Raw genomic sequence first — 24,235 nt, forward strand, 5'->3', positions numbered from 1 at the left:
AATCAACGCTTCTCTTGAGATGGTGCGCACATTCCCTGACACTGGTATGACAGATTGCTGAGATGAGGTTGTTATGACGACGCCACTGTTTGTGTCCGCCGACTGGTTACAAGAGCACTACAACGATGAGCGGCTTCAGGTGCTGGATGCACGTTTGTTGCCACCCGGGATGGAAGCGGTTCGCGATGTCCGGGCCGAATATCTGGCGGGTCATTTACCCGACGCCCCTTACTTCGATATTGAAGCGCTTTCCGATCACACCAGCCCTTACCCCCATATGCTGCCCCGCGCCGAAAGTTTTGCCGTCGCGATGCGTGAACTGGGTGTCAGCAGTGATAAGCACCTGGTGGTGTATGACGAGGGTAATCTCTTTTCTGCGCCACGCGCCTGGTGGATGCTGAAAACCTTTGGTGTAGCTCAGGTGTCGATTCTGGCCGGGGGCTTGCAGGGCTGGAAAGAAGCGGGTTTTGTGCTGGCAACCGGCGAAGTGAATCTGCCGGAAGGTGAGTTTGAGGCCCACGCAGATGAAAGCCGGGTGAAGCGCCTGACGGACGTACTGCTGATCAGCCATGAAGGCGGCGCACAGATTATTGATGCGCGTCCTGCCAATCGCTTTAACGCCGAAGTGGATGAACCACGTCCCGGATTGCATCGCGGACATATTCCCAACAGCCTGAACGTGCCGTGGAACAGCCTGGTTGAACAGGGAAAACTCAAGCCGGAGGCGGAACTTCAGACGCTGTTTGCCGATGCGGGCGTCGATATTACCCAACCGGTGGTCGCCAGCTGTGGCTCAGGCGTGACGGCGGTGGTGGTGATTCTGGCGCTGACGGCGCTGGGCGCACGGGATGTCACGCTTTATGACGGATCCTGGGGCGAATGGGGCAGTCGCGACGACTTACCTATCGCGAAATAAAAAACAGGCGGCCCATGAGCCGCCTGTTTTTTTAATAATGTCGGATTCGATCAGCTGTAAGAACGAGGTAGCACAGGAAACAGGGTCAGATCGGAAAGTCGCTAAAGCCACTCCCTGGCCGCTCGGCCCGCGCGATTACACACCTCATCCCTGAGGTGCGCCCGTAACCGGGCCAACGCGTTGCGTTGTTCAAAAACGCTCCCGGCGTTTTTGTCCATGGCGCGGGACGCTTTCCTCCTCTGACCCTGTTCCCTGCGCGTTAAGCTTATTCGTTGCGGCCAGATTCCCCCTGATTCGGGATATCAGCTATATGAGGCGGCCCATGAGCCGCCTGTTTACTTTGTTGTCTCAGATAATCCGCTCACTGCCCCTGAAGTCGCGCAGGAAACTGCCCCAGCGACGCTCATAGAATGGCGTAATGTGGGCGGTAAAGAAGTGGCTGATGCCGCGATCGTTCAGCGTCACCTCACAGATATCAACCGGCGCGTCGTCCGGCAGCGTATCGGTTGCCACGCTACCTGCCGCCTGAATGATCGTCTCAATGTTGCTGTCCGCTTCAATGCCAATCAGCAGATTGGGCGCTTCGTCAGCCCGCTCACGGATACTGGCGATAAACGCGCGACGCACCTGCTTATGCTTACTGAAGAGCTGAGTCAGTGAGTCGATCATCTGCGCAGGGGGTTCAGCCACCTCAGACAGCAAGAGTGACTGTCCGCCTTCCAGCACGGTTTGCTGACTTAGCGCACTGCCCTCTTCAGCCAGCAGATGGGTGATCTCGGCCGCAGTAAACTCTTTACCGGAAGGCAGTTTGGGATTGAGAAACAGCGTCTCGCCACGTGTAATCTCAAACAGCGTGCGTACCGGCAGACGCAGCCAGGACTGCTCACCGCTCACCGCTTCACTCATCGCCTCTTCTGACGTGAAAAAAGGAATGATGCTGCTGCCATCCTCTTTTTCCCAGTGCTGCAGATCAACGGGCGTGCTGGCATCAAGCTGTTGCGTGGTGCTTTCACCTGGCACCCACGCATCAGCTTCCAGCAGCAGCTGAAAAAATTCGGGCCGGTGAGCTGGCTCAGTGGCCGCCAGCTTCAGCACCTCTTCAAGACGGTTCATAGTTTTCCTTTGAACAGCGGCGGCATCAGCCACCGCTGAGATCGGCTTATTTCAGTAACAGATTGGCGAGGGTACGCACGCCAAGACCTGTTGCACCCGCCGCCCACTGGTCAACGGCGCCTTTGCGATAGGTCGCGGAGCAGTCGATATGCAGCCAGCCCTGCTGATAGTTACTGACGAAGTGTGACAGGAACGCTGCCGCGCTGCTGGCACCCGCCGCATGTGACGGGCTGGCGATGTTATTAAGATCGGCGAAGTTAGACGGCAGATGGCTGCGATGGAATTCGGCCAGCGGCAGACGCCAGAAAGGTTCGTTCTCACTCACCGCGCTGCCCATCAGCGACTGTGCCATCACATCATCAAAGGTAAACAGCGCATGGTAATCGTTGCCCAGCGCCGTCTTAGCCGCACCGGTCAGCGTCGCAGCATCGATGATCATCGTCGGGTTCTGCTCGCTGGCGTCGATTAAACCGTCGGCCAGGACCAGACGCCCTTCCGCATCGGTGTTCATCACTTCCACCGATTTACCGTTGCGATAGCGAATGATGTCGCCCAGTTTAAAGGCGTTGCTGCTGACCATGTTATCGGCACAGCAGAGGTAGAGTTTGACGCGCTTGTTAAGACCGCGCGAAATCGCCATGGCCAGCGCGCCGGTGACGGTCGCCGCGCCGCCCATGTCAGATTTCATTGAGTCCATGAAGCTGCTCTGCTTCAGGCTGTAGCCACCGGTATCAAAGGTGATGCCTTTACCGACCAGACAGGCGTAGACGGGGGCATCGTCATCGCCGGTCGGGTTGTAATCGAGCGCAAGAAATACCGGCGGACGATTTGAACCGCGTCCAACGGTGTGCAGGCCCATATACCCCTGTACCCGCAGATCGTCGCCTTTGGTGATGCGATAGCTGACAGCGCTGCCGCCCACTTCACTGATCAGATCGACTGCATTGTGCGCCAGCTGTTCCGGCCCCAGATCTTCTGCAGGCAGGTTAATAACGTTGCGCACCCAGTCGATAATTTTCAGACGGCGATCAAACTCCGCCTGCTCATGTTCGCCCAGCTCCGGCCACTCAACCTGACGCTGGCCTTTCGGACCACGGAAGCCCTGCCAGAATGCCCAGCACTGCTCAAGGTGCCAGCCTTCGCCGGTCAGCGCCACATGGCGGATCCCCTGGCTGTCGATTTTGTGAGCCGCACGCTGAATGCTATTCAGCGCATCCGCGCCGGTCAGATGCAGTGTCATGCCGCTGTCGTTGCTGCTGAGAATCGCTTTTTCGCCCCAGCGCGCATCGGCGGGCTGGCTGCTAAGCGTAATATTCATGGGTTGTGTGGTCATCGAAAAGCTCCATAATCGTTATCTGTTTCATCCAGCCTGATTGTTATAACGGCTTTAATAAGATGTTAAATATAATTCGCAGAGAGACCTGATAACAGATTCCGTCAGGTGTTGCCAGCGAAGTGCAAATATAGGCGCAATTTCCGGACTATGACCGGATATCAGGATTTCATTAAGTCCCGCAGACGGGTCACTGATTTCTGCACCAGGGTAATGGCGTAGTCGATCTCTTCCTCGGTAGTGAAGCGTCCCAGCGAGAAGCGCAGCGAACTGTGCGCCAGCTCTTCACTCAGGCCCAGCGCCCGCAATACATAGGAAGGCTCCAGGCTGGCGGAGGTGCAGGCCGAGCCGGAAGAGAGCGCCAGATCTTTCAGCGCCATGATCAGTGATTCACCCTCAACGTCAGCAAAACTGAGGTTAAGAATGTTCGGTGCGCTCTGATGCAGATCGCCATTGAGGGTGACGCCGGGCAGTGTGCTGATGCCCTGCCACAGACGATCGCGCAGAGTCTGCAGCCGCGCCATCTCGGTTTCGCGCTCTTCTGCTGCGATACGATACGCCTCGCCCATGCCGACAATCTGATGCACCGGCAATGTCCCGGATCGCATACCGCGCTCATGTCCGCCGCCGTGGATCTGCGCAGCAATCTGCACACGCGGTTTACGCCTGACATAGAGTGCGCCGATGCCTTTCGGGCCATAGAGTTTGTGGGCAGAAAAGGACATCAAATCGACCGGTAACTGGCTGAGATCGATAGGCAGCTTGCCGACGCTCTGGGTCGCATCCACATGAAACAAAATCTCACGTTCGCGGCAGAGTTCGCCAAAGGCGGCGATATCCTGAATCACCCCGGTTTCATTATTAACGTGCATCAGGGTGACTAAAATCGTGTCGTCGCGCAGCGCCGCACGCAGCTGGTCAGGCGAGATAATGCCGTTAGCCGCCGGGGTGAGATAAGTGACAGCAAAGCCTTCACGCTCAAGCTGCTGGCAGCTATCAAGCACCGCTTTGTGTTCTGTCTGGCTGGTGATGATATGTTTGCCGCGCGCCTGATGGGCGTGAGCTGCGCCTTTAATCGCGAGGTTATCGGATTCAGTGGCGCCTGAGGTAAAGATGATTTCACGCGGATCGGCATTGACCAGCTCGGCGATCTGATTACGCGCAACATCAACCGCTTCTTCAGACTGCCAGCCAAAACGGTGCGATCGCGAGGCCGGATTACCGAACGTGCCATCCAGCGTCAGAAACTGCATCATTTTGCTGGCCACACGCGGATCGGCCGGCGTGGTGGCGGCGTAATCCAGGTAAATCGGTAATTTCATTTCGCTACAGCTCCGTATAAAAAATCATACGTCTTTATAGCAGATTCGGCCCTGACCGCGTTAGCAGTAAGGGCCGCAACAGCGGGGATTACGAGGCGCGTTGGTTGACGTTAATTTCCTGCGTGCGCGGGCTCTGGAAGCGACGATTATCAATCGCATTCTGACGATCGGCTACATCCAGGATCTCCTGATTATTCACCAGCTCAGCCAGTGTAATATTGTTCAGGAAGTCACTGATGCGCACGCTCAGATCGCGCCACAGCACGTGAGTCAGGCAACGCTCGCCGCCCTGGCAGCCTTCTTTACCCTGGCACTTGGTGGCATCAACAGACTCATCAACGGCGGTGATCACTTCACCGACAGAGATGGTATTAGACGCTTTGCCCAACAGATAACCGCCGCCCGGACCACGTACGCTGGAAACCAGCTCATTTTTACGCAATCGGGAGAATAACTGCTCCAGATAGGAGAGCGAAATGCCCTGACGCTCTGAAATATCAGCCAGCGGGACCGGGCCTTCATGGGAGTGAAGGGCAACGTCCAGCATTGCAGTAACGGCATAACGTCCTTTGGATGTCAGTCTCATAGCGTACGACCTCAATAGCGTCCGGTTATCGGAGGATTAGCAACAGATGCTCTGAAGTCTGCCATTCCCGAGTAAATTGGTCAACTATTTAACCTGGTAAATTAGTCAGGTATTTAACCTGGTAATTCACTCAACTATTATCTGCTTCTTTTTTATCGTTTTTTCGCTTTTCAAACGACGAAAGCATGCCGCGCAGGATGTTCAGCTCATCGCGTTCCGGGCGGGCGCGGGTGTAAAGACGGCGCAGTTTGCTCATCACCTGGCCAGGACTGGCTTCACGGATAAAGCCGCTGTTCAGCATCATCTGTTCCATATGCTGATAGAAACGCTCCAGGTCATCCACCAGTGGATAAGGTGACTCTTCATACTGCGGCGGCGGGCTGGCCTCCTCCTGCGCCTGTAACCACGCCATGCGCACTTCATAAGCGATAATCTGTACGGCCATCGCCAGGTTCAGCGAGCTGTATTCCGGGTTTGCCTGAATCGCGACGTGATAGTGGCACTTCTGCAACTCGTCATTGGTCAGGCCGACACGTTCACGACCAAATACCAGCGCAACCGGTGCCTGCTGACCCTCTTCCACGCTTTTCACGCCGCATTCACGCGCATCCAGCATCGGCCAGGGCAGCGAGCGGGAGCGTGCGCTGGTGCCGACCACCAGACTGCATCCCGCAATGGCCTCATCCAGCGAGTCGACAATTTTTGCGTCGCCGATAACGTCGCTGGCACCGGCCGCGAGTGAGATAGCCTGTGAGTCAGGCTTGACCAGCGGATTAACCAGATAGAGGTTGGTTAAGCCCATGGTTTTCATGGCGCGCGCAACGGAGCCCATGTTACCGGTGTGAGAAGTCTCGACCAGCACGATACGAATATTTTGCAACATGATTAGGGATACTCAGAAAGGGGTCAGTAAAATCAGTAGAGAGAATATTAACATAAAGCAGGACATTTACCGAACACGCTGCTATACTCCGCGCCGTTTTCCCCGTTCTTTAACATCCAGCGAGAGATACCGATGCATCCAATGCTCAACATTGCCGTGCGCGCAGCGCGCAAGGCCGGAAATTTAATTGCCAAATATTATGAAACCCCGGACGCCGTCGAAGCCAGCCAGAAAGGCAGCAACGACTTCGTAACGAATGTTGACCGCGAAGCAGAACGCCTGATTATCGAAATTATTCGTAAATCTTACCCGAAACATACCATCATCACCGAAGAAAGCGGTGAACTGGCGGGCGAAGATCAGGATGTTCAATGGGTTATCGATCCGCTGGATGGCACCTCAAACTTCATCAAACGTTTACCCCACTTTGCTGTTTCTATCGCTGTGCGCATTAAAGGCCGCACTGAAGTCGCCGTCGTTTACGATCCAATGCGCAATGAACTCTTCACCTCTTCACGCGGTCAGGGCGCTCAGCTGAATGGCTATCGTCTGCGTGGCAGCACGGCACGCGATCTGGATGGCACCGTTCTGGCGACCGGCTTCCCGTTCAAAATGAAGCAGCACGCGCCGGCTTACATGAATATCATGACCAAACTCTTTACCCAGTGTGCTGACTTCCGCCGCACCGGTTCTGCTGCGCTGGATCTGGCCTATGTGGCTGCCGGTCGCGTAGATGGCTATTTTGAGATTGGCCTGAAGCCGTGGGATTTTGCGGCGGGTGAACTGCTGGTCCGTGAAGCGGGCGGTCTGGTGACCGACTTCACCGGCAACCACGGCTATCTGCTGTCAGGTAACCTGGTCGCGGGTAACCCACGTGTGGTGAAATCGATGCTGTCGAACATGCGTGATGAGCTGAGCGAAGCGTTAAAACGCTAAGTCTCAGTACAGAAAAAGGCGGCTTCTCAGCCGCCTTTTTTATTGCCTGTTACTCAGTGATGATTAACGACGTTCGTGTGACAGCACCTGACGAGGCTGAGTACGACGACCTACCATACCCATCACGCCTGCCAGCACCGCTTCGATGATCAGCAGAATCAGGGCATACCAGCTCGCTTTCGCAGTCGCGGCAGCGGCTTTTTCACCGGTTTCACGCGCTTTCTGTTCAGCCTGCTGTTTCAGTTCCTGATACTTCTGAACGGCCTGCTGATAGCTCTGCTCGGTTTTGGCCACGATCTGATCCACTTCCTGATCGCTTTTGCCGGTGCGCGCTTTGATAATATTTTTCAGCGCATCACGATCGGCTGCCTGCAGGGTATCTGAATGACGATCCATCACCCCTTTTAACCAGTTAGCCAGATCAGTATCCGCTGTCTGTGGATGGTTTGCGGTATTGTTAGCCTGGTTTTCAGCATTCTGCGCTTCTTTATTTGCATCCTGCTTTAAGTTCTCTGGCTGTAATTCCGGTTTACCGGTCTGACGTAAAGTCGTTTCCAGTTCGTTCTGCAGGTTATCTAAATTAATATTACTCTCCTGCAGTTTATCTTTTGCCATTTGGGTAACGGATGGCGCAGCGGCGGAAATACCACTACCCAGCGCCTGGAAGCCTGAGCCCACAATATTCATCGCGCCGCCTAATACACTGGTCGCCAGCGCAATAGCCAGGTAAATAGTGAAAATTGTGCTAAGGCCAAACATCAGTAAACCGTGCAGTGCGCCTTCGCGCTGAGCCAGTCGGCCTGCAACATAACTACCTGCAGCCATCGCGACCAGCATTTCAATAGCAGTCCAGACCAGCGCGCCTGTGCCCAGGCCGTCGAGTGGATTCTGTTCTTTCATCGGATCAATGGTGGTGGCACCAATGGCGGTTCCCAGCAGCGTCAGAATAATGTGAACGATCAACGCACAAATGACACCGGCAAACACGGCGCTCCAGGAAATACGTTTTAACGGCAATCCAGCAGGCCCGGTCGCCAGCGTTTCGGTGTAGCCATTATTAATACGGGTATCAGCCATGAAATATACTCCTCGCAATAAACAGAAAGCGGTCTTGATCTTTTATCATCCCGACGGCGGATTGCCGTTTTGGTATTATCAGCGTAGACAGGGAATAGTCATTTCACCACTAAACCAGCCAGAGAAAAAAATAAAGAGATGAATTCAGAGATAATTAACGAAGAGAAGAGCGCAGCGGCAAATTTATTTCCGCTGCGCTTTTATTCAGAAAGGTCGAATTCCGCCACCCAGCGTCATCTGCGCTGACTGCCATAGCGCGATACCCGCTACGATTAAAATCAGGCTGCCGGTTAAGGCCAGTGCGGGGATCAGCAGTCGCGTCATGCCTGCGGCAACACCAGGCTGAGCCAGCCGTTGCGCCACCGTGCGCGCCTGCTGAACCAGCAGGCCAATCGCCGAAATGGTCAGTGCCGTACCCAGCGCCATCACCGCAGCAGAGATAACTCCCCAGCCATAGACACCAATCACTTTGGCAAACAGCAGCATCATAATCGCGCCGGAACAGGGACGTAATCCCATCGACACCACCACCAGCAACTGGGTTTTAATACTGAGATTGCCGCTCATCTGCTGCGGTGTCGGAAGATGCGCGTGTCCGCATCCGCACTGATCATCATGCTGATGGTGAGGTTTAAAGGCACGAAATACCGGGGCCGGACGTGGACGCAATGCCCGCCACAGCGAATGCAGCGCCCGATAACCGATCATCACGCCCAGCCCGATCACCAGCAGATAACTGCCTTTCTCCAGCCAGAAACTGCTGAGATGCAGCTGTCGCGATGACGTTTTCAGCAGTACCAGCATCACCGTCACCAGGACAATCGCCACCGAACCCTGCAGCAGTGAGGCGAGCAGCGTCAGCCTGATACTGGTTTTCACTCTGGTGGGATGGGTCGCCAGAAAGGTCGCGATCACCACTTTGCCATGGCCCGGTCCCAGCGCGTGCAGTACGCCATACAGCAGGCTGAATATCACCAGCGAAATGCCTGCCTGGTGGGGCTGCTCCGCTACCTGCTGTAACAGCTGAGTCATCTGCCGATGCAGATCTTTCTGCCACAGTACGCTCTGCATCAGAATCTGCGACCAGTAGAGCCAGACCAGCAACGCGCTGCTCAACAGCACGCCCGCCATCAGCCACAGCGGCCAGAGGCGGGAAGCCCTTAACGGAGTGGAGATTACTGACATGTCAGTATCACCGTCTGGGCAAACTGGCGGCCTAAATCCATCTCCTCTGCAGGCGCATCGGCTTTATCCAGCGACAGCGCATACTGCTTCAGCGAATCATTAGGCTTTGGCGTGTTCAGCGCGAACTTGCAGCGCGCCTGCAGCGCCGGCGGCAGCGTTAATGCACCGGGATTGTCATAGAACATATCGACGAAATAGGTGGGATCAAAAGTCAGGATCTCAAAGCGCTGCCCGGTCAGCTTCGGGGGTTCCGCCAGCGGCAGAATAAATTCCAGCACCGCTTTATGGCCGTTACGTGACAGGTTGTATTCGGTTGGCAGATTCAAAAACTTTACCCGCTGTTGGTTGTGCCAGATTTCAGAAAAGTAGTGCTGGCCCAGCACGTTCGCCATCACGCCTGCCGCCAGCTTCTTCCACACCACGCTGCCTGGTTTCGCCTCGCCCGCGTCATAAAGCAGATCGGCGGAGGTAATCTCATCCATGGTCCAGGTCATCTTCAATCCCGTAAAGGTGTCATCCTGCGCCACCAGTTCGGTTTTCATATCGATGAAGCTGTGAGGATGGGCCATTACAGCAGGACTTAAGACCATCAAGAGGGCAAAGAGTGTGCGTTTCATAATGTTATAAAGTAACGTTCCCGATGAAAAGAATCTATAAGTAACAAAATTTTGTGACCCGCCTTAAACCTCCGGCAAATAAACCGCGTAAACCGCGCAGGCACTGACGGGGTTGACTATTCTTAGCTCAAAATAGCCTGCTGGAAATCTGATTGATGAGTTCTGCTACCCCTTTGGCACCACTCTTCACCCGCTCACAGCGTCAGTGCCATCTTTTATTGCTGCTGTTTCTGCCGACACCCGTGCTCACGCTTGAAAAAGTCTGCCAGCTGAATGGTGTCGATCCAGCTGTTGCCCGACAGGATATCGCGGATGTGGGCCTTGAGATACAGCGATATCACCAGCTGGAATTGCATCAGATGGTGGATGGCAGCTTTCGTCTTCATGGCAGAGAGTTGGATCGGCGCCTCTGTCTGCTGCACAACCTGCGACGCAGTTTGCGTTTATCGCAGGATTTCGTCTGCGAGCATTTTGCAGCCCCCCTGCGTCAGCGCCTGAAGGTAATGAAGATTGAGAAAGCGCTCTGGGATGAGACCAATTTACAGGCGCTGATCCAGCACTGTAGCCTGCGTCTGAAGCGCGATTTCAGCGAACGCGACCGGCTTTTTCTGCAGATTTTCATGAAATATGGATTGTGCCAGCGCCAGCCGGTGCTGTTCAGTGAGGCGCAGTGTCACTGGCTGCAGCAGAAGGCTGAACGGCAGGCCGCCGAGGATGTAATTCACCACTGGCGAAAACGCTGCCACCTTGCGCCGCCCGTCAGTGAAACCGACTTCTGGACACTGCTGTTCAGCCAGATACATACGCCTGTCGTGGATGCGATTGCCCATCCTGCTGAGCAGCAGTTAATGGCTGCGACCCAGCAGTTGATTAATGACTTTGAACGGTGTGCCGACATCACTTTTGCTGATCGCGACGAGCTGCTTAACCAGCTCTATCCTCATCTGGCACAGGCGCTGGATCGCACCCACTTCACTATCGGCATCGACAACAGCGTGGCGCTGGATGTCAGCCGCCTCTATCCCCGCCTGTTGCGCACCACTCAGCAGGCGCTGCAGGCGTTTGAGCAGCAATATGGGATTGCGTTCAGCCCGGAAGAGGTGAGCTTAATCACCGTTATTTTTGGTGCCTGGCTGATGCAGGAGAATGCGCTGCAGGAGAAGCAGGTGCTGATTCTGACGGGTGACGATACCGATCTGGAGCAGGATGTGGAGCAGCAGATCCGGGAGATCACGCTGCTGCCGATCAATATTACCTATCAGGACGTGAAACAGTTTCAGCGGGATGGCGCACCGCGGGATGTGGACATCATCATTTCGCCCTACCCCACCTCGCTGCCACTCTTCTCTCCGCCGCTGGTGCATGCGGAGCTGCCGCTGACGTTACACCATCAGCAGCGCATTCGTTATTTACTGGAGTCGTAGCCGGGACGCAGAAATAGCGCGGGCAGTGCCACCAGCGCCATCACCCAGAACAGATGCCCCTGCAGATGAGCGAACAGCACGCCGCAGATCATGGTCATTATCGCAATGCCACCCCCCATCGCCAGCGCGGAATAGAGCGACTGCAGGCGGATCACTTCCGCTCCCTGACGCGCCGCGATAAAGCGCATCGCCGCCAGATGACAGACGGTGAAACTGCCACAGTGAAGAATTTGCGCCACAATCAGCAGCGGCAGCGCGGTAGTGGCCCCCATCAGGCTCCAGCGGATCAACGCACAAATGCCCGAAAGCAGCAGCAGATCGCGCGCGCTCCAGCGGCGGAACAACCGGTTGCTCAGAGCAAACACAACGATCTCGGCCACCACGCCCAGTGACCAGAGATAACCCACCGTGGAGGCGGAATAGCCACTCTCCTGCCACCATATAGCACTGAAGCCGTAATAGGCGGCGTGCGCACCCTGCAGCAGTGTTACGCAGAGCATAAATCGCCATACCGCATTCTCACGCAGCAATTCACGCCACACCTGCCAGCCGCCGCCCGCCGCGCCCTGCCGTTCATTACCCTGTGGCTGGGTGGCGGGGGTCAGCATCATGCCTGCCAGCATAGAGATGACGCCGACGGAGAGCAGCAGCAAAATGGCGTTTGAAGAGTAAGCACTGACCAGCACGCCGGTTAACGCCGAGCTGATCACAAAGGCCAGCGAACCCCACAGCCTGACCGGCCCATACGCCAGCCCAATCTGCTGTGTCCAGGTAGCAGCCAGCGCATCGCTGAGCGGGACCAGCGGCGAGAAAAAGAGGTTAAAGCCGATCATGACCGTCAGCAGCCACATCCACTGCTCACCCACCCAGAAACCAGCAGCAAACAGGCAGGTCATCAGCGCCAGCAGACGCAGCGCCGTAATCAACCGTGAAGGATTTTTGACCTGAGAGGCGATAAGCAGACTGCCAACAAAGCGTGCCACCATGCCACAGCCGAGCAGCAGGCCAATCTTTTCAGCATCAAGACCGGTGCCTTTCAGCCACACGCCCCAGAATGGCAGATAGATGCCGTAACAGAAGAAGTAAGTGAAGTAGCCCAATCCGAGCCATCTGGCAGAGCCGATTGCCATATTCCCTCCAGCAAGAGTGCTGCCTGGCAGCATGAGTGGGCGCTACTCTGGCAGAGCGCCGCAGGACAGGCAATAAAAAAGGATGGCTGATGCCATCCTTTCAGAACACTAACCAATCCAAATCAGAGCGCCTCTTGCCGCTACATCTGAATTTCACGCGCAGGAAACACGGTCAGAGGAGGAAAGCGTCCCGCGCCAGGGACAAAAACGCCGGGAGCGTTTTTGAACAATGCAAAGCGTTGGCCCGGTTACGGGCGCACCTCAGGGATGAGGTGCGTAGTCGCGCGGGCCGAGCGGCCAGGGATTGGCTTTAGCGACTTTCCGATCTGACCGCGTTTCCTGAGCAACTCCGGTATCACAGCTAACACGCACTCGTTTTTTAACAATAAAAAAGGATGGCTGATGCCATCCTTTGTATGCTGTCTCACAACAGGTTAACGATTAAGCGTAGACCGGCAGACGGCTGCAGATTTCCAGCACTTTCTTCTTGGTGCGCTCAATGGTCGCTTCGTCATTGATGTTATCCAGCACATCCGCGATCCAGCCAGCCAGCTCACGCACGTCTGCTTCGTTGAAGCCACGACGGGTAACAGCTGGTGTACCGATACGGATACCGGAAGTCACAAACGGGCTTTTCGGATCGTTAGGCACGCTGTTTTTGTTAACCGTGATGTTGGCACGGCCCAGCGCCGCATCCGCTTCTTTACCGGTCAGGTTTTTGCTCACCAGATCGATCAGGAACAGATGGTTATACGTGCCGCCAGAAACGATGTCATAGCCACGCTCAATCAGCACCTCAACCATCGCTTTAGCGTTTTTTGCCACCTGCTGCTGGTAGGTTTTAAATTCCGGCTCCATCGCCTCTTTGAACGCGACCGCTTTACCAGCGATAACGTGCATCAGAGGACCGCCCTGACCGCCAGGGAAGACGGCAGAGTTCAGTTTCTTATAGAAATCTTCGTCGCCGTTTTTCGCCAGAATGATACCACCGCGCGGACCCGCCAGCGTTTTGTGGGTGGTAGAGGTCACGATGTGCGCATGTGGGATCGGACTTGGATAAACGTCTGCAGCAATCAGGCCGGCAACGTGTGCCATGTCCACAAACAGCCATGCACCTACGCTATCCGCGATTTCGCGCATTTTCGCCCAGTCGCAAACGCCGGAATAAGCTGAGAATCCGCCAACGATCATTTTTGGCTTGTGGGTTTTCGCCAGTTCAGCCAGTTCGTCGTAGTCAATTTTACCGGTCTCATCGATACCGTAAGCCACGACGTTATAGAGTTTGCCCGACAGGTTAACCGGTGAGCCGTGAGTCAGGTGCCCACCGTGCGCCAGGTTCATCCCCAGAATAGTATCGCCCGGCTGCAGCAGCGCGGTGTAAACCGCGAAGTTAGCCTGTGAACCTGAGTGTGGCTGTACGTTAGCGTAATCGGCACCAAACAGTTCTTTTGCGCGATCGATCGCCAGCTGCTCAACGATATCAACGTACTCACAGCCGCCGTAGTAGCGTTTGCCCGGATACCCTTCAGCGTATTTATTGGTGAGCTGAGAACCCTGTGCCTGCATAACACGCGGGCTGGTGTAGTTTTCAGAAGCAATCAGTTCAATGTGCTCTTCCTGACGCACTGTCTCCTGCTCCATCGCCTGCCACAACTCGGCATCGTAATCGGCAATGTTCATATCACGCTTTAACATCCGGATCTCCTGACTCAGCTAACTTTCTGACGGTATTTACCCCCCTTCAGGGGCGAAGGCCCACAGTGTAAACCGTTTTAACAGGTGAAGGTAGGGTGAACCTCCTCTTTTTACGCAAACGATTGGCTGGCTGCTGGCAGGGCTTTTTTACACCTTTTCACCCTGTTCATACCCCACAATTTTTCTTCAGGATGTGACGGCGGTTTCTCAGGATGCACCTAAAAGTTGCCACTCTGACAACCGGGAAATTTATCGGGTTATTTACACAACAGGCGAGACGGCTATAAGATGCATTTAAAATACAACTTTAAATGAGAGGCCGTTTTTATGCTTGATGCACACACTATCGCCACGGTTAAATCGACCCTGCCTGCCATCGCCGCCTGTGGTCCTGCGCTTACCGCACACTTCTATGACCGCATGCTGTCGCACCATCCTGAACTCAAAAATGTGTTCAATATGAACAACCAGCGCACTGGCGATCAGCGTGAAGCGCTGTTCAATGCCATTTGCGCTTATGGTGCGAATCTGGAGAACCTGGCCGTGCTGCTGCCCGCAGTGGAAAAGATTGCGCAGAAACATACCAGCCTGAACATTCAGCCTGCGCAATACGCCATCGTCGGTGAAAATCTGCTGGCAACCATTAAAGAGCTGCTGAATCCGGGTGAAGAGGCGCTGGCAGCCTGGGGCCGGGCCTATGGCGTACTGGCGGATGTGTTCATTAATCGCGAAGAGGAGATTTATCAGGCGACGGAGCAGCAAACCGGTGGCTGGCGCGGCACTCGTGCGTTTCGCATCAGTGCTATTGAGCAACAGAGCGAGGTGATTAAAAGCTTTACCTTCAGTCCGGCAGATAGCGGCCCGGTAGCGGCCTTTAAACCGGGTCAGTATCTGACGGTGCATCTGCAGCCCGCCAGTTTTGAACATCACCAGATTCGTCAGTACTCGCTTACTCATCTCAGTAATGGCAAAGATTATCGGATTGCGGTGAAACGTGAAGCGCAGGGCACCGTCTCCGGCTGGCTGCATCAGAATGGCAAAGTGGGTGATGAGCTGATGCTGGCCGCACCGCATGGCGACTTCTTCCTTGAGATCGATGCTGCAACCCCGGTGGCGCTGATTTCCGCGGGGGTGGGTCAGACGCCGATGCTGGCCATGCTGCATGCCCTGGCGGCACGCCAGCACCGCGCGCCGGTCAGCTGGCTGCACGCAGCAGAGAACGGCAAACAGCATGCATTTGGCCCGGAAGTGATAGCCACGGGCGCGCAGCTCACCGATTTCGTCAGTCAGGTCTGGTATCGCGATCCCGCCGCTGAAGATGCCGGTCGCTATGACGCGCAGGGTCTGATGGATATCACCGCGATCTCCGCACGTCTCGCCTCACCCGACACCCACTTCTACCTCTGCGGTCCGCTGCCCTTTATGCAGCATGTGGTGGCGCAACTGCGCGATGCCAGCGTGGAAGACACACGCATTCATTACGAACTTTTTGGCCCGCACAAAGGGATGTAATTGAGCAATAAAAAAAGCCCGCAGCGCGGGCTTTTTTATGCTGATAAAGAGACAATCAGATCGCCTCTTCATCCTCTTCGCCAGTACGGATGCGCACCACGCGCGCCACGTCGAAGACAAAGATTTTACCGTCACCGATTTTGCCGGTCTGCGCAGTGCGCATAATGGTCTCGACGCAGGTATCAACGATATCGTCGCCCACCACCATCTCGATTTTCACTTTAGGCAAAAAGTCGACCATATACTCTGCGCCGCGGTAAAGCTCGGTGTGCCCTTTCTGGCGGCCAAAACCCTTCACTTCACTCACGGTCATCCCGGTGATGCCGACTTCCGCTAAGGCTTCACGGACATCATCGAGTTTGAATGGTTTGATAATCGCATCAATCTTTTTCATGTCAGACCCTTTTTCACTCCCTCCATGGTCAGAGGGTTTATCAAGTATAAATGTTGCTGGCGCTGTCGGGCGGTAATATCCGGGATTCTTCAGGTTGCCGCAAGCGCTGTCAGATTATGCTGACCGCACCCATTCTGATTCGGGCCTGAGCAGGCAACCTGCCGGTATCACGCCGCAGCCTCCGCTACTCTTTGAAATCACTGGCATCCAGCTCATGACGAGACAGCAGCTTATAGAACTCCGTGCGGTTGCGTCCAGCCAGACGTGCGGCATTGGTCACATTGCCTTTAGTCATCTGCAACAGCTTACGCAGATAGTTCAGCTCAAACTGATTGCGCGCCTCAGCAAAGGTCGGCAAAGCACTGTTCTCACCGCTCAGCGCCTGCTCCACCAGCGCATCGCTGATCACCGGCGATGAGCTCAGCGCCACACACTGCTCAATCACGTTAACCAGCTGACGCACATTGCCCGGCCAGCTGGCTGCCATCAACCGCTTCATCGCATCAACGGAAAAACTGCGGATCTGCGGTTTATGCCGCTCCGCCGCCTGACGCAACAGATGATTAGCCAGCAGCGGAATATCTTCAGTGCGCTGATGCAGCGCCGGAATCTTCAGGTTCACCACATTAAGACGATAGAAGAGATCCTCACGAAACTCCTTTTTCTCCATCGCCTTGGGCAAATCGCGATGCGTGGCTGAAATAATGCGCACGTCGATCTCAATATCATGATCGCTGCCCAGCGGCCTGACCTTACGCTCCTGCAACACCCGCAGCAACTTAACCTGTAGCGGTTGCGGCATATCGCCAATCTCATCCAGGAACAGCGTGCCACCACCTGCAGTTTTAAACAGGCCGTCACGGGCACTGACTGCGCCGGTAAAGGCCCCTTTGGCATGCCCGAACAGCTCTGACTCCAGTAGCTGCTCCGGCAGTGCGCCACAGTTAATGGCGACAAAAGGCTTGCCGTTTCGCGGGCTGGCGGCGTGAATCGCCTGTGCCAGCATCTCTTTACCGGTGCCGCTCTGCCCGTTAATCAGCACGCTGACATCCGACTGCGCCACCATGTGCGCCTGCTCCAGCAGCCGCAACATCAGCGGGCTGCGGGTGACGATCGCTTCCCGCCAGCGGTCATCGCTGACTGGCGCCTGCTGAGCCAGTGCTTCATCAATCGCTTTGTAGAGCGCATCTTTATCCACCGGCTTGGTCAGGAAGCTGAAGACGCCCTGCTGCGTGGCGGAAACCGCGTCCGGGATAGAACCGTGCGCCGTCAGGATAATCACTGGCAGACCGGTATGGCGTTTCTGGATCTCGCCAAACAGCGCCAGACCATCCATCTCATCCATTCGCAGGTCGCTGATCACCAGCTCGATCTTCTCTTTCTGCAACAGACGCAACGCTTCGGGGCCGCTGGCCGCGGTGGTGACCTGATAACCTTCGCTGCGAAGACGCATGCCCAGCAGCTTTAGCAGGCTGGGATCGTCATCCACCAGCAGCAGTTTTGCCGCTTGTCTGACCATTATTGCTCCTCATCCTGCGGCAGCGCAGTGCCATGGCCGCTGTCAGAAACATCCGGGGCTTTCCGCGATGAAAGCTGGCGCTCAATATCAGTAAGCCGCTCCAGCTTATGCTGCGTGTCGCTGAGCTGCTGCTGCTGTTTAACCATCTGCTGGCGTATCGCCTCCAGCTGGGTATCGCTGCTCTGTTGCAGATGGACATAACGGGTGCGCGCTTCACTCAGGTCGAGCTGCGCGGCCTGATTACTGCGCCACAACTGGAGCAGCGGACGCAAAGACTGCGGGAAATCGCTGCTGTAGCGATCCAGGGTTTCAACATAGCGACGACGCTCCACTGGCGTCACGTTGCCGTTCGACATCAGCACGCCCTGCTTGAAAGCGCGCGACCAGCTCTCAACCGGCCAGCGGTGGGCTTCGGCTCGGGCCTCGGCGGGGGAAAGGCGTTCAGCGCAATCGATCGCCCGCATCCAGTAGAGGGGATTACCCAGCGCCGTACTATTCTCTATCGTCCACAGGTCACTGCAGCGGGTCGCCAGGTAATCAGCCACTCTGATCTCGGGTTCCGCCACCTGATGGCCTGACGGCAGGGATGAGGTGGCCGGGGAGGTCGTACATCCGCTGAGCAGCAGCGTGGTCAGTGTGCTCAACAGCAAAGCGGGTAAATATTTCATCAGTCAGACATTCCCGGCTGTGGTGTTCAGTTCAATTCGAAAACAGACGTCAGCCTGCTCGCAGGAGACCAGCGTCAGGTCGCCATGCATACGGCGCAGGCAATCTTTGGCAATACTCAATCCCAGCCCGCTGCCTTTTACCGGCCCTTTGCGCTGCTGGCTACCCTGGAAAAAAGGTTCGAAAATCATTGCCTGTTCTTCCGGCGGGATCGGCGTACCGCTGTTCGCGACATCAATCCAGACCCGATCGCCCTGCTGCTGACTGCGCAGCCAGATGGTACCGGATTCGCTGCCGTAGTTCACGGCGTTCGAATAGAGATTATCGATGACCCGCATCAGTAACATCGGTTCGGCAAGGCAGTGACTGACCGCCAGATCGACAACCGTCTGCATGAGTTTGGCGCGCGCCGAGAGTGCGTGTGCGTTCACCACCCCCTCCACAATTTCCGCCACGCTGACCGGTTCCAGCTGGATCGGGCCATCTGCCAGTTTACGGTTGTAATCAAGCAGCTGTTCAATCAGCCGCTGCAGATGACGGCTGCTGCCGTCGAGGATAGTGACCACCTCTTTTTGATCGGCGTTCAGCGACCCGGCTACCTCGTCCGCCAGCAGTTCGGTGCCTTCACGCAGGCTGGCCAGCGGCGTTTTCAGTTCGTGAGAAAGATGGCGCAGGAATTCATGGCGCTGCGATTCCAGCCACTGAAGCCGTTCGCTGAGCCAGACGATGCGCTGTCCCAGCGAGCGTAACTCGCGCGGGCCGCGAAATGTCACACTGTTACCCAGTTCCCGGCCTTCGCCAAGCCGGTTGATCATCCGCTCAATACGCTTGACCGGCCCGATAATCATGCCGGTAAACAGCGTCATCAACGCCAGACTGATGATAAACAGAATCAGCGCCTGCCAGCCAAAAAACTGGCCGCGATCGGCAATTTCGCGCTGCAGCTGAAGGCCGCGCGAAAACACCACTTCGCGCGTGTCCTGCACCATCTGCGCATTGGTGGCAGAAAAACGATCCAGCGCCTCTGCGGCAGGCGTAACCGGATTACCGTTATCGCACTTTAACGGTGTCAGCAGCGGCAATGTCGCCTGTAAAGTCTGGAATGCGGGCAGCTCGGGCAGGCTGGCGCTGTGCGAACTCAGCATCTGGCTGTAGCGGGTGTGCTGGGTCTGATAAAGGCGCGCCAGCGAGGCATCATCCAGCACGCAGTACTGGCGATAGCTGCGCTCCAGCTCCACCGCCGTTCGCGCCATCGCCTCACTTCTGCGAACGTCGGTGAAAGTATTGCGGTTGGTATCCGCTGCCTGTTCGCTTAATGCAGAGAGACTTTCCCACGCCTGCCAGGCCAGCACCAGCAACGGCAGCAGCACCAGTACAAACGCCATCAGCACCAGCTGACGCAGAGAACGGGGAAATAAACGCCATTTTTTCACGCAGCCGCTTCCTTAAGATTTGCTGTCTGGATGCTAACGGACTCTGTCAGCGGAAGAAAGGTGTCGGCGGAAGAAAGGGGAACAAAAGAAAACGGCAGGCTCAATGGCCTGCCGCTGGCACGACGCGTGATGCATCGCGTAAAAATGGGTGGAGCCTTACTCAACGTTACGTCCGGTGTTTGATAACGCAAGCGATTATCGGTCAGTTGGACGGCAGGCTCCGTTTGGTGCGTCATTCGGGCTTTATGAGCTCTTCTCCGCTAAGCGGGGCAATCATAAACAGGTGAATGAGCAGCTGCATGAGTATAGCAAGTTCCATGCCAGAAAATAAATCATTATATTTTTCAGCAGATTGAATAAGCTTACCGGACAACTGTTGCGCAAAATCTGATTACAGTAAGTGAAAACTGTCTCCGCAGAGCGACATGAAATCGCGCCTGATGGACGCTCATTAAAAATCAACGAGATAGATGTCGCCATAAAGAGACAGTGCGAGATGCTCATTGTCGCCATTTGCCAACAGAGCCACAAAAAAGAACAGGAGGCACACTGGCCTCCTGTTCTTTTCAGCGGATTAAATTAACCCAGCTGTTTACGCGCATTGCGGAAAATACGCATCCACGGGCTATCTTCGCCCCACTCTGCCGGATGCCAGGAGTTGCTGACGGTGCGGAACACCCGCTCCGGATGCGGCATCATGATAGTGACGCGACCACTTTCATTGGTCACGGCAGTGATGCCGTTTGGTGAGCCATTCGGGTTAGCCGGATAGGTTTCTGTTACCTTGCCGAAGTTATCGACAAAGCGCAGTGCCACCAGCCCTTTCGACTCCAGCGCCGCCAGATGTGAAGCATCACGCACTTCAACAAAGCCTTCACCGTGCGAAACCGCGATAGGCATATGCGAACCGGCCATGCCGTCCAGCAACAGCGAGGGACTGGCGGCCACTTCTACCAGACTGAAGCGCGCTTCAAAGCGCTCAGACTGGTTACGCACAAAGCGTGGCCAGAGATCGCTGCCTGGGATCAGTTCACGCAGATTAGACATCATCTGGCAACCGTTGCAGACGCCCAGCGCCAGGGTTTGCGGACGGTGGAAGAAGGTTTCGAACTCGTCACGCACGCGCGGATTAAACAGAATCGATTTCGCCCAGCCCTCACCGGCTCCCAGCACATCACCGTAAGAGAAGCCGCCACAGGCGACCAGCGCCTGGAACTCTTCCAGACCGCGACGTCCGGCCAGCAGATCGCTCATGTGAACGTCAATGGCGGTGAAGCCTGCCCGATCAAAGGCGGCGGCCATCTCTACATGGGAGTTCACGCCCTGCTCACGCAGCACCGCCACCCTTGGACGTGCGCCAGTGGCGATCATCGGGGCAGCAACATCTTCCTGTGGATTAAAGGTCAGATTAACGTTCAGTCCAGGATCGCTGTCGTTTTTCTTCGCTTCATGTTCCTGATCGGCACACGCCGGGTTGTCGCGCAGACGCTGCATCTGCCAGGTGGTTTCCGCCCACCAGGTACGCAACGTGTTGCGGCTTTCACTATAGACCGCGCTGTCACCAGAACGGATCACAAAGCGATCGCCCGGCTGCGCGCTGCCCAGCAGATGTGTCGAGCCGGCAAGGCCGTGATCCGCCAGGATCTGCTCAACCACGGCGCGATCGCCGGCGTTGATCTGAATCACCGCACCCAGCTCTTCGGTAAACAGGGCGGCCAGCGCATCGTTACCCAGCGAGGCGATGTCAACGTCAACACCGCAGTGACCGGCAAAGGCCATCTCGGCCAGCGTCACCAGCAGACCACCGTCGGAGCGATCGTGATAAGCCAGCAGTTTCTGCTCAGCCACCAGCGCCTGGATGGCATTGAAGAAGCCCGCCAGCTGAGCGGCATCGCGCACGTCGGCAGGTTTGTCGCCAAGCTGACGATAAACCTGTGACAGCGCCGTTGCGCCCAGCGTATTCGCGCCGTTGCCCAGATCGATCAGCAGCAGCAGGTTATCCTGATCGGCCTGCAGTTGTGGCGTGACGGTGCGACGGACATCTTCGACGCGGGCAAAAGCGGTAATCACCAGCGACAGCGGTGAGGTCATTTCGCGCTGTTCGCTGCCTTCCTGCCAGCGTGTTTTCATCGACATCGAATCTTTACCGACCGGGATGGTGATCCCCAGCGCCGGGCAAAGCTCTTCGCCGACCGCTTTCACCGCCGCATATAAACCGGCATCTTCACCCGGATGACCGGCTGCGGACATCCAGTTTGCGGAAAGCTTCACACGCTTCAGCGAACCAATGTGGGTAGCTGCCAGGTTGGTCAGGGCTTCACCGACCGCCAGACGACCCGACGCTGCGAAGTCCAGCAGCGCAACCGGTGAACGTTCGCCCAGTGCAAACGCTTCGCCGTGGTAGCTGTCGAGGCTGGCGGTAGTCACCGCACAGTTGGCAACCGGGATCTGCCACGGTCCCACCATCTGGTCGCGCGCCACCATGCCGGTCACGCTGCGGTCACTGATGGTGATCAGGAAGGTTTTTTCCGCCACGGCAGGCAGATGCAGCACGCGGTTCACCGCATCGACCAGCGTAATGCCGTCACGCTGCAGGGCAGTGCCCTGCGTCTGCTGCGTCACCACATCCCGCGTCATCTTCGGCGTTTTGCCCAGCAGGACATCAAGTGGCATATCGATCGGCTTATTACCGAAATGACTATCTTCCAGGCTCAGGTGCAGCTCTTCGGTAGCTTCACCAATGACCGCGAACGGTGCGCGTTCGCGCTGACAAATTGCCTCAAACTGCGCCAGCTGATCGGGTGCCACTGCCATCACATAACGTTCCTGTGATTCGTTACACCAGACCTCCAGCGGACTCATGCCTGGCTCATCACTCAGGATGTCACGCAGGTTAAACCGGCCGCCACGACCGCCATCGCTGACCAGCTCCGGCATCGCATTGGAGAGACCGCCAGCGCCCACGTCGTGGATAAACAGAATCGGGTTCTCTTCGCCCAGCTGCCAGCAGCGGTCGATCACTTCCTGACAACGGCGCTCCATCTCCGGGTTGTCACGCTGTACCGAGGCAAAGTCGAGATCGGCATCAGACTGGCCCGAGGCCATCGATGACGCCGCGCCGCCGCCCAGGCCGATGTTCATTGCCGGACCGCCCAGCACCACCAGCTTCGCGCCTACGGTGATTTCACCTTTCTGCACGTGATCGGCACGGATATTCCCGATGCCGCCCGCCAGCATAATCGGCTTATGGTAGCCACGCAGCTCAGTGCCGTTGTGGCTGGTGACCTGCTCTTCATAGGTACGGAAGTAACCATTCAGAGCCGGACGACCAAATTCATTGTTAAATGCAGCGCCGCCCAGCGGGCCATCGGTCATAATTTCCAGCGCGCTGACGATGCGGGCCGGTTTGCCGAAGTCCTCTTCCCACGGCTGTTCAAAGCCTGGGATACGCAGGTTCGATACTGAGAAACCGACAAGGCCCGCTTTTGGCTTCGAACCCCTTCCGGTTGCGCCTTCATCACGGATTTCACCACCGGAACCGGTCGCAGCACCAGGCCACGGCGAGATGGCCGTTGGGTGGTTATGGGTTTCCACCTTCATCAGGATGTGAGCGGCTTCCTGATGCCAGCGGTATTCGCTCTCTCCGGCGTCAGCAAAGAAGCGGCCAACCTCTGAGCCTTCCATCACGGCGGCGTTATCTTTGTAAGCAGAGAGCACGTAGTCCGGCGTCTGCTCCATGGTGTTTTTGATCATCTTAAACAGCGACTTTGGCTGTTTCTCGCCGTCGATAATCCAGTCGGCGTTGAAGATCTTGTGACGACAGTGCTCAGAGTTCGCCTGCGCAAACATATAGAGTTCAATGTCGTTGGGATTGCGGCCCAGTGCGGTAAACGCCGCCACCAGGTAGTCGATTTCATCGTCGGCCAGCGCCAGACCCAGGGAGATATTCGCCTGAACCAGCGCCTGACGGCCCTCACCCAGCAGATCGACACTTTTCACCGGCTGTGGCGTGTGATGCGCGAACAGCTGTTCAGCCTGCGCCAGATCGCCGAAGACCGTTTCCATCATCCGATCGTGCAGCAGTGTGCCCAGCGTTTGCCACTGCGCTTCCGTCAGTTGTGGGGCCTGCACATAAAAGGCCAGGCCGCGCTCCAGACGACGTACCTGCGGCAGGCCGCAGTTGTGGGCAATGTCAGTGGCTTTGGATGACCAGGGCGAAATGGTGCCGGGACGAGGCGTCACCAGCAGCAGACGACCCTTTGGGGCATGTTCAGCGAGAGAGGGACCATATTTCAGCAGGCGCTGCAGACGGCTCTGTTCGTCAGCGCTTAAGGGCGTGCTGACATCAGCAAAATGGATGTACTCAGCGTAAATATCACTCACCGGCAGATGAGCGTCCTGAAAGCGGGTCAGCAGTTTGTTTACACGAAATGCCGACAGGGCGGGCGAACCACGCAGAATTTCCATTAATAAATCTCTCGTCAGGGCGCCGGG

19 protein-coding genes are annotated in these 24,235 nt (G+C 56.3%); 4 read left to right on the forward strand and 15 right to left on the reverse strand.

All coding sequences use genetic code 11. From position 1 onward, the window contains the following. Positions 1-73: 73 nt before the first annotated feature. Positions 74-916, forward strand: a complete 843-nt coding sequence (sseA, locus tag FOV68_RS20100; RefSeq protein WP_115757906.1) for a 3-mercaptopyruvate sulfurtransferase — start codon at positions 74-76, stop codon at positions 914-916. Positions 917-1,264: 348 nt separating this feature from the next. Here the strand turns inward: sseA and sseB are convergent, their stop codons facing one another. The 5 genes from sseB to trmJ all read right to left on the reverse strand — a co-directional run bounded on the left by sseB (position 1,265) and on the right by trmJ (position 6,153). Next, positions 1,265-2,029: an enhanced serine sensitivity protein SseB gene (sseB, locus tag FOV68_RS20105; protein ID WP_143991410.1), complete on the reverse strand. Its 765-nt coding sequence runs from the start codon at positions 2,027-2,029 to the stop codon at positions 1,265-1,267. Positions 2,030-2,075: 46 nt separating this feature from the next. Beyond that, positions 2,076-3,362 carry an aminopeptidase PepB gene (gene pepB, locus FOV68_RS20110; RefSeq protein ID WP_031592488.1) on the reverse strand — a complete coding sequence of 429 codons (1,287 nt, stop codon included), beginning with the start codon at positions 3,360-3,362 and terminating at the stop codon, positions 2,076-2,078. A gap of 161 nt (positions 3,363-3,523) precedes the next feature. Further along, the gene (locus FOV68_RS20115) at positions 3,524-4,684 is read right to left on the reverse strand and encodes an IscS subfamily cysteine desulfurase (protein ID WP_069025283.1); all 1,161 of its coding nucleotides are present in this window, start codon (positions 4,682-4,684) and stop codon (positions 3,524-3,526) included. Positions 4,685-4,772: 88 nt separating this feature from the next. Then, the gene (iscR, locus tag FOV68_RS20120) at positions 4,773-5,270 is read right to left on the reverse strand and encodes a Fe-S cluster assembly transcriptional regulator IscR (RefSeq protein ID WP_010257591.1); all 498 of its coding nucleotides are present in this window, start codon (positions 5,268-5,270) and stop codon (positions 4,773-4,775) included. Between the two features lie 130 nt (positions 5,271-5,400). Then, entirely contained in the window at positions 5,401-6,153 is a 753-nt protein-coding gene (trmJ, locus tag FOV68_RS20125) for a tRNA (cytosine(32)/uridine(32)-2'-O)-methyltransferase TrmJ (protein ID WP_031592491.1), read from the reverse strand. 132 nt (positions 6,154-6,285) lie between these two features. Between trmJ and suhB the strand changes: the two genes are divergently transcribed. After that, positions 6,286-7,089, forward strand: coding sequence for an inositol-1-monophosphatase (gene suhB, locus FOV68_RS20130; protein WP_008926709.1), 804 nt, complete (start codon positions 6,286-6,288; stop codon positions 7,087-7,089). Positions 7,090-7,152: 63 nt separating this feature from the next. Here the strand turns inward: suhB and FOV68_RS20135 are convergent, their stop codons facing one another. From FOV68_RS20135 to FOV68_RS20145, 3 genes are all read right to left on the reverse strand, one after another. Then, on the reverse strand, positions 7,153-8,166 hold the full coding sequence (locus FOV68_RS20135) for a TIGR04086 family membrane protein (protein ID WP_143991411.1): 1,014 nt from the start codon (positions 8,164-8,166) through the stop codon (positions 7,153-7,155). A 204-nt stretch (positions 8,167-8,370) separates the two neighbouring features. Continuing rightward, positions 8,371-9,351, reverse strand: a complete 981-nt coding sequence (locus FOV68_RS20140) for a nickel/cobalt transporter (protein WP_143991412.1) — start codon at positions 9,349-9,351, stop codon at positions 8,371-8,373. Next, a complete protein-coding gene (locus tag FOV68_RS20145) occupies positions 9,342-9,968 on the reverse strand; it encodes a DUF1007 family protein (protein WP_045139748.1) in 627 nt (208 codons plus the stop codon). The genes FOV68_RS20140 and FOV68_RS20145 overlap by 10 nt, the downstream gene beginning before the upstream one ends. Before the next feature lie 155 nt (positions 9,969-10,123). On the opposite strand from FOV68_RS20145, the gene csiE reads away from it, so the two are divergent. Then, on the forward strand, positions 10,124-11,392 hold the full coding sequence (gene csiE, locus FOV68_RS20150) for a stationary phase inducible protein CsiE (protein WP_031592496.1): 1,269 nt from the start codon (positions 10,124-10,126) through the stop codon (positions 11,390-11,392). Here the strand turns inward: csiE and FOV68_RS20155 are convergent. Both FOV68_RS20155 and glyA read right to left on the reverse strand, forming a co-directional pair. Further along, positions 11,374-12,522, reverse strand: coding sequence for a 3-phenylpropionate MFS transporter (locus FOV68_RS20155; RefSeq protein ID WP_064703312.1), 1,149 nt, complete (start codon positions 12,520-12,522; stop codon positions 11,374-11,376). The genes csiE and FOV68_RS20155 overlap by 19 nt on opposite strands. Positions 12,523-12,963: 441 nt before the next feature. Further along, positions 12,964-14,217 (reverse strand): serine hydroxymethyltransferase, encoded by a 1,254-nt coding sequence (glyA, locus tag FOV68_RS20165; protein WP_031592500.1) that lies wholly within the window; start codon positions 14,215-14,217, stop codon positions 12,964-12,966. 327 nt (positions 14,218-14,544) lie between these two features. Here glyA and hmpA point away from each other — a divergent pair, with 327 nt between their 5' ends. Next, positions 14,545-15,729: an NO-inducible flavohemoprotein gene (hmpA, locus tag FOV68_RS20170; protein ID WP_115763824.1), complete on the forward strand. Its 1,185-nt coding sequence runs from the start codon at positions 14,545-14,547 to the stop codon at positions 15,727-15,729. A gap of 55 nt (positions 15,730-15,784) precedes the next feature. Here hmpA and glnB read toward each other — a convergent pair whose 3' ends face one another. The 5 genes from glnB to purL all read right to left on the reverse strand — a co-directional run bounded on the left by glnB (position 15,785) and on the right by purL (position 24,208). Further along, positions 15,785-16,123, reverse strand: coding sequence for a nitrogen regulatory protein P-II (glnB, locus tag FOV68_RS20175; protein ID WP_003848647.1), 339 nt, complete (start codon positions 16,121-16,123; stop codon positions 15,785-15,787). Between the two features lie 184 nt (positions 16,124-16,307). After that, the gene (glrR, locus tag FOV68_RS20180; protein ID WP_010257627.1) at positions 16,308-17,642 is read right to left on the reverse strand and encodes a two-component system response regulator GlrR; all 1,335 of its coding nucleotides are present in this window, start codon (positions 17,640-17,642) and stop codon (positions 16,308-16,310) included. Further along, positions 17,642-18,310: a two-component system QseEF-associated lipoprotein QseG gene (gene qseG / locus FOV68_RS20185; RefSeq protein ID WP_143991414.1), complete on the reverse strand. Its 669-nt coding sequence runs from the start codon at positions 18,308-18,310 to the stop codon at positions 17,642-17,644. The genes glrR and qseG overlap by 1 nt, the downstream gene beginning before the upstream one ends. A gap of 3 nt (positions 18,311-18,313) precedes the next feature. Continuing rightward, a complete protein-coding gene (locus FOV68_RS20190; RefSeq protein ID WP_064690323.1) occupies positions 18,314-19,741 on the reverse strand; it encodes a HAMP domain-containing sensor histidine kinase in 1,428 nt (475 codons plus the stop codon). A 579-nt stretch (positions 19,742-20,320) separates the two neighbouring features. After that, complete coding sequence (purL, locus tag FOV68_RS20195; RefSeq protein WP_143991415.1) at positions 20,321-24,208, reverse strand: phosphoribosylformylglycinamidine synthase; 3,888 nt, start codon at positions 24,206-24,208, stop codon at positions 20,321-20,323. Between the last annotated feature and the right edge of the window lie 27 nt (positions 24,209-24,235).

Origin of the sequence: Pantoea sp. paga (genome assembly GCF_007558755.1) — a bacterium.
Lineage (GTDB): Bacteria > Pseudomonadota > Gammaproteobacteria > Enterobacterales > Enterobacteriaceae > Pantoea > Pantoea agglomerans.